This is a genomic window from Labilibacter marinus (assembly GCF_001659685.2).
Lineage (GTDB): Bacteria > Bacteroidota > Bacteroidia > Bacteroidales > Marinilabiliaceae > Saccharicrinis > Saccharicrinis marinus.
Genome location: NZ_LXYE02000070.1, coordinates 1 through 13,002, shown reverse-complemented (window position 1 = coordinate 13,002; position 13,002 = coordinate 1). Strand labels below are relative to the sequence as shown.

General features: G+C 36.4%; 9 protein-coding genes and 1 pseudogene. 7 read left to right on the top strand and 3 right to left on the bottom strand.

Translation table 11 applies throughout. The features are described 5' to 3' along the window. Positions 1–128: 128 nt before the first annotated feature. From A8L32_RS23135 to A8L32_RS23120, 4 genes and pseudogenes are all read left to right on the top strand, one after another. A pseudogene (locus tag A8L32_RS23135) lies at positions 129–395 on the top strand (GxxExxY protein); the annotation flags it as partial. A gap of 161 nt (positions 396–556) precedes the next feature. Further along, positions 557–1,630 carry a glycosyltransferase family 4 protein gene (locus tag A8L32_RS23130; protein WP_066633760.1) on the top strand — a complete coding sequence of 358 codons (1,074 nt, stop codon included), beginning with the start codon at positions 557–559 and terminating at the stop codon, positions 1,628–1,630. Between the two features lie 131 nt (positions 1,631–1,761). Further along, on the top strand, positions 1,762–3,003 hold the full coding sequence (locus A8L32_RS23125; RefSeq protein WP_083631480.1) for a protoporphyrinogen/coproporphyrinogen oxidase: 1,242 nt from the start codon (positions 1,762–1,764) through the stop codon (positions 3,001–3,003). 153 nt (positions 3,004–3,156) lie between these two features. After that, a complete protein-coding gene (locus tag A8L32_RS23120; RefSeq protein ID WP_066633753.1) occupies positions 3,157–4,245 on the top strand; it encodes a glycosyltransferase in 1,089 nt (362 codons plus the stop codon). 489 nt (positions 4,246–4,734) lie between these two features. Here the strand turns inward: A8L32_RS23120 and A8L32_RS23115 are convergent, their stop codons facing one another. The 3 genes from A8L32_RS23115 to A8L32_RS23105 form a co-directional block, all read right to left on the bottom strand. After that, positions 4,735–6,072, bottom strand: coding sequence for a hypothetical protein (locus A8L32_RS23115; protein ID WP_066633751.1), 1,338 nt, complete (start codon positions 6,070–6,072; stop codon positions 4,735–4,737). 413 nt (positions 6,073–6,485) lie between these two features. Further along, on the bottom strand, positions 6,486–7,691 hold the full coding sequence (locus A8L32_RS23110) for a hypothetical protein (protein ID WP_066633748.1): 1,206 nt from the start codon (positions 7,689–7,691) through the stop codon (positions 6,486–6,488). A gap of 1,381 nt (positions 7,692–9,072) precedes the next feature. Next, positions 9,073–9,717 (bottom strand): DUF6266 family protein, encoded by a 645-nt coding sequence (locus A8L32_RS23105; protein ID WP_262495138.1) that lies wholly within the window; start codon positions 9,715–9,717, stop codon positions 9,073–9,075. Positions 9,718–10,021: 304 nt separating this feature from the next. On the opposite strand from A8L32_RS23105, the gene A8L32_RS23100 reads away from it, so the two are divergent. The 3 genes from A8L32_RS23100 to A8L32_RS23090 all read left to right on the top strand — a co-directional run bounded on the left by A8L32_RS23100 (position 10,022) and on the right by A8L32_RS23090 (position 12,963). Beyond that, positions 10,022–11,281: a site-specific integrase gene (locus tag A8L32_RS23100; protein WP_066633743.1), complete on the top strand. Its 1,260-nt coding sequence runs from the start codon at positions 10,022–10,024 to the stop codon at positions 11,279–11,281. A gap of 145 nt (positions 11,282–11,426) precedes the next feature. Further along, on the top strand, positions 11,427–12,542 hold the full coding sequence (locus A8L32_RS23095) for a hypothetical protein (protein ID WP_143525217.1): 1,116 nt from the start codon (positions 11,427–11,429) through the stop codon (positions 12,540–12,542). A 151-nt stretch (positions 12,543–12,693) separates the two neighbouring features. Further along, positions 12,694–12,963: a helix-turn-helix domain-containing protein gene (locus A8L32_RS23090; protein WP_066633738.1), complete on the top strand. Its 270-nt coding sequence runs from the start codon at positions 12,694–12,696 to the stop codon at positions 12,961–12,963. Positions 12,964–13,002 lie beyond the last annotated feature (39 nt).

Sequence of the window (13,002 nt, the reverse complement as noted above, 5' to 3'; positions counted from 1 at the left end):
AAAAATGAGGAGAACTCCGCAGCATTTTCCCCTCCTGAAACAATTAAGAATACTCAATTCATAATTGCTCCGATGTCTTGAAACAAGAAATAGAATCTATTGAAGTACAATAAGCACTTGGGCCTGGGGTACTAGAAAAGGCTTACCAAGAATGTTTGTGCTACAAGCTTAATCAGATAGGTTTAAAGGAAGACAAAGAAAAGCCAATGCCGTTGATCTTTGAAGAAATACAAATGGATTGCGGGTATCGGGTTGATATTTTGGTGGAGAATAAAGTTGTCATTGAACTATAAAGTGTTGAGGCGCTTTATGATGTTCATTTAGCACAAACTCTAACTTATCTAAAACTGGGGAATTATAAATTGGGTCTGCTTATTAATTTCAATGTTGTATGACTAAAAACGGGTATTAAGAGAGTAGTCAATAAGCTTTAATATCCATTACAAACTTTGTCCTTACTCATGCATCTTTGCAGTTAAAAAATGCGATATTTGTTTTTTACGCCCTCAGCGGCATAGATTTTTTTTGTGAACTTTGCGGTTTAATTAAATACATTATGACACATAAACTCCTCCTCCTTTGGGATAGAATGGGTGACTACCATCGCGCTCGCTGGCAATCCCTGATACAATTAATAGGCGAAGAAAATTGCTATGCGGCAGATTTAGGTGCTGGAGATAAATTATATCGATGGAGTAATACGGAAGAAAATAAGTATTATTTCCGCTTGTCGGAGAAACCCGTAGATCAAGTTGGTGCCTATGATGCTTTAAAAGTATTCAAGCAAGTGGTGATGGAGAATAACATTACACACGTTTGTATACCGGGCTATGGTAAGCTGGCTTATATACTGATGCTGCGTTGGTGTAAAAGAAACAATATTAAGGTATTGATGTTTGCAGAATCCTGGTATCGAGGTAATAACCTGGTGGAAGGATTTAAGAAGCGCTTGATTAAAAAGAATGTAGATATTTGCTTTGTCTCAGGTAAAAGGTCGGCACAGCATTTTGTCGATACATTACATTATCCTAAAGAACAGATTGTTGAGGGGTACAGTACCGTGGATAATACCTATTTTGCTTCAGGATCTGCCTCTAAAACTGCGCCTCCTCAATTACTTTGTGTGGCCCGGTTCGCACTGGAAAAAAATCTAACGCTTTTGGTGAAAGCTTTTAAAGCTTCTGCCTTATCCAAACATTGGCAATTAAGAATTGTGGGTGGAGGACCATTAAAGGAACAGTTGCAAAATGAGGCAAAAGGCTTCGATAATATTTTGTTGGATGACTGGTTGAGTTATGCCGATTTACCCGAGATGTATGCACAGGCAACTTGCTTTGTTTTGCCCAGCGTATTTGAACCATGGGGCTTGGTCGTTAATGAGGCTATGTCGGCTGGCTTGCCGCTTATTCTATCCGAAGCTGTTGGAGCCTATCCTGATGTATTAAAGGAAGGTGAAAATGGATGGTTATTTCATGCCGATCAGCAAAAGGAGCTTACGTTGGTACTCGATAAGCTGAATGAATTAAGTTTGCAGGAACTAGCCAATATGGGTAAAGAATCCAAAGAAATAATTGCTAATTTCACGCCCGATATTTGGGCAAAAAAGATAGTAGAAGGTTTTTTAAAGTAAAAGTGGTAGTGAGGAGAACGGAAAAAGGAGAAGGTAAATGTAGCGCCCCAAACAACAGCTCCACTTACCGTTAAACCCTATTTGTCCCTTTGCTCTTTTAACCCAATTACGGATCATTATATAAAATACAAATGCACACAATTATAGGAGCTGGAGTTTCTGGCTTATCATCAGCACAATTACTCAAAGAAAAAGGATTTGAAACCACTGTACTTGAGAAATCCTCTAAACCAGGTGGACTCATTAAATGTGATGTGGTAGATGGTCATTTATTCCACCGCGTGGGAGGACATGTTTTTAATACCAAAGTAGAAAAAGTAAATGATTGGTTTTGGAATCGTTTTAATAAAGAGCAGGACTTTATTGCTACAAAACGCAATGCAGGTATCTTTATGCAAGAGCAATTTTTAGCTTATCCCTTAGAAAATAGCCTCTATAAATTTGATGAAGGAACTATTCGTAACATCTTTAATGAACTGATTGATTTAGACCAGCAGGCTTCTAAAGAATATCACAACTTTGAAGATTTCTTAAAGGGAAATTTCGGTAACACCTTATACCAGTTATATTTTAAGCCTTATAACCATAAAATATGGAAGACAGACTTATCTCAAGTCGCCTTACCTTGGCTTGATGGAAAACTACCGATGCCCAATCACCGCGAAATTATTATGAGTAACATCCTGAGGAAGGAAGAGGGTAATATGGTACATAGCTCTTTTTTCTATCCTGAAAAGAATGGCTCGCAATTTATTGCGGATAATCTGGCTAAAGGCTTGAATATTCAGTATAATCAGGCAGTAAACACGCTGCAATACAATAATAATGCATGGGTAATTAATGAGGCGTTCAATTCAGAATACATCGTTTATACAGGAGATATTCGATTACTCCATCAAATGATAAAAGGTGTACCAAGCGAAATTCAAGAACAATTGGTGGCAGTCTCCAATCTACAGTCGAATGGAACCAGTAACCTACTGTGCGAAACTGATGCAAGCGATCACTCTTGGTTATACCTACCTGATGAAGGTATACCTGCGCACAGAATCATATACACAGGAAATTTTAGCGCCAACAATCAACCCAAAGATGGCAGAGCTTCTTGTACGGTTGAGTTTTCGGGATATACACCAGTCGAAGAAATGGAAAAAGCCATTAAAAAGCTTCCTGGTAACTTAAAAATGATAGACTATAATTATGAGGCAAATTCATATGTGATTCAACAACAAGGCGACAGAGAAAAAATCAATGCCTTAAAAAATAGTTTAGCCCAGTATAATATTTATCTGGTAGGCCGCTTTGCCGAATGGGAGTACCATAATATGGATAAAGCCATCGAAAGCTCAATGCATCTTGCGGATCAATTTTAAAACAGAACAGAAGTGAAAAGAGGAATATGGGAGAACGGAAAAAGGAGAAGGTAAATTTAGCGCCACTAACGACAGCTCGATTTACCATTAAAGCCTATTTGTCCCGTTGACCCTTTGCACCATAAGTACCCTTACACCTATAATGATTAAATCATGCGCATCATCAACATCATAGATTCTATTGAGAAGGTAAACTTTGGCATTTGGAATGCGGCTATTTCAACAGCTGGCGTGCTAAAAAGTGAATATAAAATAGATGCTGAATTGTGGTTTCCTCAGGTCAACGATGTACCTCAAATAGATGATGTGTTATTGGTTCCCTTATCGGATACCTCAGTTTCTTCCCTTGCTCATTTAATGGAAGAAAAAGGGCTTAAGACAGAGGATACCCTTATTGTAACCCATGGCTGCTGGCGTTATGCCACTCGTTGGGGAGCTGAACTGAAGAAAAAAGGTTTTAAATGGATTTATGTACCACATGGTATGTTAGAGCCTTGGAGTATAAGTCAGAAAAGGTGGCAAAAAATGATTTACTTCAGCTTGCTTGAATACCCCTTAAGTAAAAAGGCGGATTATACCAGAGCTGTTGGAAAACCAGAATGCTTAAACCTACAAAAGAAATATGGGAATACCGTTCTTATTCCCAATGGAATTGAAATTGGTTCCGAGGTAGATGTTGAAAAACCAGTCAACACCAGAAACTATTTGTTTATGGCTCGTTTGCATCATAAAAAAGGCATTATTCCGCTGGTTAAAGCCTGGATAAATGCACCCCAGGGCAAATCCGATAAACATCACTTGTATATCGCTGGTCCGGATGATGGTGAATTAGAAAGTTTACAACAACTGATCAACGAAACACCCATTAAAAACATCAGCTATTGTGGAGCGGTGTATCAAAAAGAAAAACAAGCATTAATAGATCAGTGTCATATTTATTTGCTCCCTTCGCATAGTGAGGGCTTCCCTACATCGGTACTGGAAGCGATGAATAACCAACTACTGACGGTTATCACGGAAGGCTGCAATTTTCCAGAAGCCACAGCAGGAGGATATGCTTTAGAAACTGAAACCAGCGAGAAAGCTATCATTAACTCATTAACGACGCTCTACAGCATGAGCAATGACGAAATAAACACTTTAGCACTTAAGGCTTATGAGTTTGTTAGAGAACAGTATAGTTTAAATAGTATATCAGAGCAGCAGGTTAAAATGATCAAGGAATTGGGGTTTTTGGTGTGAGATTCAGGGTACAGTTTTAAGGTATATAAAGGTAGCAATGGTGCCAAGGCCTAGGTAAATCGGCACTAGGGCTTTATATCAGTAGGTTATTCGGTTGATAGATTATTGGATTAATAGTTATTTAGGTCAATAGTAGTTTAGGTATTAGAGGTATTTACGTTTTTGGCTTATTAGGCTGTTTTATACCAATATTACATTTAACATTTTAAACCACCTCCCCACTCATTCTTCGTGGTACTCCTCCTTAAAAAAAGGAGGAGAACTCTGCAGCATTTTCCCCTCCTGAATCTTAGGAGGGGTGCCGAAGGCGGGGGGGTATATTAGATATTTGTTAAAATGCGATTGCCGTGCGTAGATACTCTACTATGTTTCTGTGTAATGTATTGATATGAGAGGTGAATGTGCTTTATAGCTGCTCACACATAAGCTATAGAGTGCGCTAATTTGCCATCGACCTACTTACCTACTAACTTCGCCTTTCTTCTCAGCTCAATTTATCAATACCTCATTACTTTCAATCTCATTTTCATCCCAATCTTCCTCTTCAGAGAAACTTTGCTGTGCTAAGAATTTATGATACTGCCAGATGATTAAAAAGATAGGCCAGTAACTCATGCCGATAAATGCAATGATACCGGGTAAATCACCTCCTCGTAATATGGGGACAAACGAGGCGATGATGATTCCTTTTATCAACCATTGTAAATCGCTGTTGTAATGGTAAGAGAGGCGGAATAGTTTAACAAAGACCCAACCGTAAATGATGCTGAGTATGATGATGCCCCAGAGGCCTCCTTCTCCATAAAAAGTACCATAGATGGTTTGTGAGATACCTACGGTACCACTATTCTCATAATCATTCAGTCCTAACTTATTGGCATAACCACCTACGGGTTTTCCAGGCCAAAGGGCACGGGGGATAGGACGCATGAGTATTTCCATATGCTCCATGCCATAATGGTAATCGAGGTGATGAGGATATACATCTAACACCATCATAAAACCATCCAACATATTTTGGTCCTCTCTACTATCACTCCGTTCCATGACAAGCTCATACATCTCACCAAAAGATAATTGGCTTAAGTTATGCTTACGGGCTACACCTGCTAAAGAGAAAAATATCATTACCGCAAAACCACCCACCAAATAATATTTGGCTTTTTGCATAGGTTCGTATTTCTGCATAATAATAATACCTAAAGCAATCATCCAACTTAAAAACTGAAATCGTTTGGATGGAGAATAGGATAACCACATTCCATAACTAATCATGATAATATATAAATTACGAATGCCTTGGTTTTCTTTTGGTGTAACCTTATATACTAAATAGCCTAATAATATAAATGAAGCAATACCCATGGCAAATAAATAGAAATAACTTTGTCCCATGGCGAGGTTTCCTCCCATCATACCTTTAAAAGCCGTATTGATCATCAAGAAAAAGATAAAAAATCCTAGAATAAAACTTTTTTTAGTCGCTATAAATTGAGCAAATAAGTCTTGGTTGTCGCGAGCATACTCTGGGTATGGTAGTTTTTTGTTATAAAATTGATAGCTAAAAAAAAACAATGCGGTTCCCAACAAAAAATACCCCATGGCTATCATCGCTTTTGTGTTGGTCATGGCCGTAAAAATATTGAAGGTATAGGCTACCTCAACCCAGTCTGCTTTTTGCTCTAATACCGCATTAAAACGTTGTAAGCCAGTAGTCCAAAAAAACAATATAGGTAAAAATAGAAATTCGTCGTTATACTTTCTGAAATGTAGAAAGGCAAGGAGTATAAGGGTATAAGTAATGATTTCGATGATGCCTATGGACATGGATTAGTTATTAGTCGTTAGCAATGAGCGATTAGTTAAGGTGTAAATATAGGAAAAAAGGTTAAAGGATAATAAGGTTCAGGCGCGCAGGGAGCGAGGTGAAGGGGATGTAGGTATTAGTTGTTAGGTTAGTAGGTCGGTAGCCAATGGTCATTAGATTGTTAGGTCATTACGTTATTAGTCAAAAGGTCAGTAGACATTAGGTTAATATGGTACAAAGGTGATGGAAATTATATTTAAGAATAATATTGCTATTATTCTTCTCATTTTTTAAGCATGAGTGGGGAGGTGGTTTTCTGTATCATGATTTTGGTATATAAAACTCTATTTCCTCCATAAGTGAAGCTCCTTAATTTACTAACCACTTAATATACGAAAGGTACTAACGACTTAAACAGCGAAGCGACCTATCCTTACAATTCTCCTGAATTGGCTTTTTTAAAATAGGTGAGTAAGGATGATTTGCTGAGGACACCTGAATTATTTTGTTTTTTGACTTTTACAAATTTGTATAAAAATTCAATGATGGGTTTAATATCGTTATTGCCCCTCAGGGAAACATAACCATCGTTGATGGCATTGTGAATCATCATAACAAAGGCCTTGGGATTATGTGTCCAGATGATGAACGTTTGGTGGGTAGAGAATGAAGGGTAAGTCATCTTAAATTCATTTAATAAAGCGATGGTTTCATCAAAATGGAAATGGGCCATGCGGTTCAAGCGAAGCTTTGTACTATCCAAAGTATTTAAATGTTTTTCCTGTTTCTTAAAAAAGAGAATTTCTGAATGGATATACATGGGATATTCGGCAAGTAGTTGCTGAATGAGTTCCATATAAATGGGAATCATCTTGCCCACAGTAACTTCGCCATACATTATTATTCTTGCGAATATGGCTCTCACTAACCTACGGTGCTGGATATTTAAAATCTCCGGAAAGGAAGAAAATCCTTTGAGTCTCATATTTATATTTTGAATAATACTTTTTTTATAATCCTCTTCAAATTGATTAGCGAATGGAGTTTGCCATATGGTGTATATTTTATGCAGCAATATATATAGGCCTGTTTGTGGGGCTGCTTTGTCTAAATGCTTTTCAAATTCAAGCAGCTCATTTAAATACTTGTTATGGTTGCGACATATAAAAATCATATTTCTCCACTTACTCTCAGGAAGAATAGATAAAGCTTGATTTACTCTTTTGGGGTTACTACTAAACTGAGGTAACATGCTCGTTTGGGCGGGTAAGTCATGGTTAGCAATAAATCCTTTAAAGACATCACATGACTTGATTAGAATACCACACGTCATTAGGTAAAAGTCCAGATCGTTGATAAAGATTTTATACTCTTTTGGGTTCAGGTGATGAGGAATGCTCCATGGAGTTTGATTTAGTTTATTCTTGACAGAGGATAAATTGCTAATACATTGCTGTATGAGTGCTGCTTTTTTCTTTCCCGAAACTAATTTGTCCTGATTTTGATAAATGAATTTTTCCCAATTAAGATACAGTTTTTGGCAATCGATAAAAGAATCATCTTGGGCATGTATTCCTCTCCATTTAATACTTCTCCTCATTAAAATTTGATCCGTAATGGCGTGAATGGTGGCTAGCATAATAGATGGTGTTTGGTTTATGTTACATAATGATATGCAAATTAAGTGCCAAGATTAAGTGCATGAAGATGCAGTGCAGGGGTAGATGGAGAAAGGAACAGGGAGAATGTAAGTAGACAGTCAATGGTAGGCAGTTAACAGTAGGCAGTTAACAGTGGGCAGTCAACAGTAAGCAGTCAATGGTCAACAGTAGGCAGTTAACAGTGGGCAGTCAATAGTAAGCAGTCAATAGTAGGCAGATTATCAAATTCAGTGCAGCATCCAAGGGTATTGCAAAAGGGAGTTCGTATTTTAAATTATTAAAAGTCATGTAAATCAAGCTCTCCTCATTTTCAAGGAGGAGTACGTCGCAAAATGCGAGGGGAGGTGGTTGCTCTTTGATTTACTCCAGTAACAAATAAATAAAGAACCACCTCCTCTCCACTACGTGCAGATACTCCTCCTTAGCAAGGAGGAGAGCTGAAGTACAGCTTGCAGAACCTTAACACAATTTGTTTAGGACACTATTGGCTAGAACTATAAACATGTATTCCTTCTGGGGATATTGTAAATAACTTCGGAGAAATTAAATGTATATAGAATTTCGTATGCTACCCCAATTCTTACAATCCTCGCGGGATTGAATATTAATAAAGAGGTATTGATTTTGTCCGTGTATTAAAATGTGTAGGTATCGGTTTAAATTTAAGAAGGGCTAAGGGATCAACGACTCATAGGGATTAAGAAATAGGGAGGATGTAAGTAGATAGTCAATAGTAGGCAGTCATCAGATATCAGTAGGCAGTCAACAGTGGACAGTTAACAGTGGGCACAATAGTAGACAGTCAATGGTCAATAGTAGACAGTAGACAGTCAATAGTAAGCAGTCAATAGTAGGCAGATTATCAAATTGAGCGCAGCATCCAAGGGTATTGCAAAAGGGAGTTTATACCTTAAATTATTAATAGTCATGTAAATCAAGCTCTCCTCATTTTTAAGGAGGAGTACGTCGCAAAATGCGAGGGGAGGTGGTTGTTCTTTGATTTACTCCACATCAGTAACAAATAAGTAAAGAACCACCTCCTCTCCACTACGTGAAGATACTCCTCCTTAGCAAGGAGGAGAGCTGAAGTACAGCTTGCAGAACCTTAATACAAATTGTTTAGGACATTATTGGCCACATCAGTAACAAATAAGTAAAGAACCACCTCCTCTCCACTACGTGTAGATACTCCTCCTTAGCAAGGAGGAGAGCTGAAGTACAGCTTGCAAGTTTAACTTCCACTAGCTTTCTACCCATGAACTATTAAACTTTACACCTTTTGCTATATTCTTAAAAATGAAATGGCCGACCCATAATATGAGTCGACCCTATTTAAACTATTTATAAAATATAAAACCACTACGGAATGGTGACCGTACCTATATATACGGTATTACTAACGGTTCTATGTTCAGCGGTACTGGCACAAGCCAGGTAACAATGAACTTCTGTTCCAGCAGGCGCATTGGGTAAGCCCAGTTCTCCTGTTAAGTCCTTACGTTTGTATTTACGCAAGGTGTATCTTGGACTAAATCCATCGGCTAATGTAACCAATATCATATTGTCCTCACTGAGCGATAATGCCAACTTATCCTCTTGTTGATCATCCTCAGAACCGGAGTCCATTGTCCAGTTATAAACGGCCTTATCACCTTGCAATTCCACTGTGCAGCCTTGTGGAATCTGCAAGCTTCCTTTCGACAGTTTTAAGTTTCTGAAGTTGACACTATACGAAGGGTAATCGCCTTCAATGGTGTAATTCATCAAATCGGACATAGCGGCATTTTTTGCCGACTGTTGAATTTCCAGCTTTCTGAAGCCCACCTGAATAATGGCATATAAGGGTTGAAGAAAGTTAGCTGCAAACATAAACTTGGCTCTCTGTTGCATCTGTTTTTCCGAAACCTTACGGTTGCTTCTGCTACTTTTGGCTCTCATGTAGTTAATACCTTTCCAGCTACTACCTATCACACTACCTACTTTTCCGTTGAATCCACCTAGGATTACTTCTTAAGAAAGAAGAGAAACTAAAAGCTTGTAAATCGTATGTTTTACAAGCTTTTTTGTTTTTTATTAGTTCAATATAAAACAATCCATACTGTATTGCTGGTGAGTATTTGGTGAGTAAAATAAATTTTATATTTTTATTCGCCAGAAAGCCCACATCTGTCTAGTAAGCAGTTATATATGAGGGTGAGTTTTTGTAATCATGTCATTTTTGTTGATTGATATTGATAAGTTTTATAGCAGATTCTTTTGATGCCATACAAAGAATTGAAGCAATTAGAAACAATCAAAAACAAAAATCATGACCACAAATGCAACGTTTAACATTTCTTTTATTTCAAGGGTTAGTAAAACAAAACCAGAACAGGCCACTATCTATTCTCGCATTTCTATTAATGGAAAGAGGGTTGAATTCTCAATTATTAAACACATACCAACTAATTCCTGGCAATCAGCAAAGGAAATAATAAATCACACTTATAAAGATTTTAGGAAAGCTAATGCCTACATTAATCAAGTCCGCTCCCAGCTAACGAGTATTTATAGAGAGCTGATTTTAAGCAAAAAGCTAGTAAGTCCAAGCATCCTCAAAAATCATTTCTTTGGTAACGAAGATCAAGGGCGAACATTATTGCATCTTATAGATTACCATTACAAAACACAATCACAAATATTAAGCACCGGCACGCTTTCTCATTACAGGACGTCCGAAAAGTATATAAAGAAATTTATATCCAAAAATAAAAAAACAGATGATGTATATCTTCATCAACTAGGTTTTCAGTTTATTACTGAATTTGATTCTTTTTTAAGACAATACCAGCCTACGAATAATCATAGACCTATGTCCCACAATGTTGTTATGAAACACCTTGCGCGACTTAAAAAACTAATCAATTTAGCGATTAAACTCGACTGGATGCAAAAGAATCCATTTGACAGTTTCCAAATGTCCTATACAAAAGTAGATAGGGGATTTCTTACTGAGCTAGAATTAAAAACCATCATATCAAAACCACTTACAATTAAACGTTTAGATTACGTACGTGATCTATTTATATTTGCTTGTTACACTGGGTTAGCATATATAGATGTACAACAGCTGCAACCTGAAAATTTGGTTATCGGTATTGATGGTGACCATTGGATTCAGACACAAAGGCAAAAGACCAACACTTCTCTAATGATTCCATTATTACCTATTGCTATTGGGATTATTAGCAAATACAAAAATAATCCCAAAGCAATGAACAAGGATAGCCTCTTCCCCGCGATTTCAAATTCAACCATAAATATTTATCTAAAAGAAATAGCAGATATGTGCGGCATAAACAAAAACATTACTTTTCATATGGCTCGACATACCTTTGCCACAACAATAACATTAAGCAATGGGGTACCTATAGAAACTGTCAGTAAAATTCTTGGTCATACTGATTTGGCAACAACCCAGATTTATGCCAAAGTGTTACAAAATAAAATAAGTAACGACATGTCTGTGCTTAAGGAGAAGTTGTATAAAAAGAATGACCAACCTAACACGGTACGAAAGTTCAACTAATTTAGACACTTGTTAGAAATGTAGCATTGGTTTGGTTTTTGTGGTTAAATCGTTTTTGTAATTAAGTGAGCTTAATTATATTGCACTACTTACTAACTACATAACCAAACCAATGTCTTTCCTGCTTAGCCACTTTGAGACAGTAATGTCCAATATAAAAAATCCCGACACCTGCACATATAAGACTCTTTTCGAACAACAACAGGTAGATCAATACAACATAGATTTTCTGAATTTATATCAAAAGGTAAGAAAAGAACTTTTAAAACTCTCTACCTCCAAATGTCGTCCTAAAATTATTAAAAATCAGATACACACTTATCAACATTATAGCATTAACATATTAGGTCAACTGCAGCTAAATGCGCATCAATGCGGATACAAAAAACATTGCCTTAAACACATTATCATACCCAAAATCAACTTTCACATCGAGTTTTTAAAGTTCCTAAAAGAGCAATTTCCAAAACATTTCGACAACAATGCCCCTATACCAATATCTCTTTTTAAAAGGTATAGAGAAGAATGTATTAGACTATTAGAGAAAGCAATTAATCAAATAAACTGTACTCCATCAAAAAAAAATCTTCAAATAATTATTGATGAGTTAGATATAAAAAAATATACATTTCAAGAATATGATATTTTAAGAAATACAGTTAATGCTATTCACACTCAAGCAAATATCTTAAACCAAGAAGAAAATTCATTTTTGCAAATAGTAAAAATATTTATTGAAGAAAACTATAACCCCAATTCAATATGTAAATTCATCATTGGAGAATTTACAAATAGCATAAAGGAATCAGTTGGAAAATTTGAAATGATTAATCATCTAAAATATCTGGATAAAGAAATTAGTCAAGCAAAAGAAAAAAAGGTATTGCAAAACAGCCTTAAATCATCTCTTAAAAATTGGATAAAACAAGAGCTAAACTATTACAAGTATAGTTTTCATGTGGCTGATTCAGCTAAAATACCTGAAAGATCAGTGCAATCCCCTCCGGAAACGATTAAAGTAAAAACCAACATTTCAGTTGGTCAAATGGCCTGTATTCTTCGCCAGATGATTGAAACAAAAGTCATAGAAACGGACAATAAAAAAGAAACAATTAAAATGTTTTCCGAGGTGTTTACTTCTAAGAATAGTGATTCTATTTCAGAGAAAAGCCTTACCAACAAATTCTTTAATATAGATGATAAATCTGCAGAAGCTACCAAGCAACTATTTTTAGATCTTTTTAAGTCAATTCGCAATTAAATATCATATTACTTCATACGGTAAAAAAAATAAATATCTCTGTAACTTATTGATAATCTATGGGGTGGTTTGGGGTGGTTCAACCCCTAACCACTGTTTTTGTATTGCCTTTATACTTTCCTTTGTGTCATATCAATATCAATCAAAAATTATGGCAGTACAGATTATTACAACAGACGACTTAAGAGAGTTTAAAATAGACCTCTTAGCAGACATTGAGAAACTATTAAAACAAAGCTCAGATTCTAACACCAAGAAATGGTTAAAATCCCATGAGGTAAAGGAGTTGTTAAACATTTCTCCTGGAACATTACAACATTTACGTGTTTCCGGAATACTCCCTTATACCAAAATAGGAGGTACTATTTACTACGACTACAGCGACATTCAAAAAATGATAGCCGATAATAAGGTTCAGTAACTAAGCCGCTTAAAATGGAATCCGAACGGTCAACCAGCG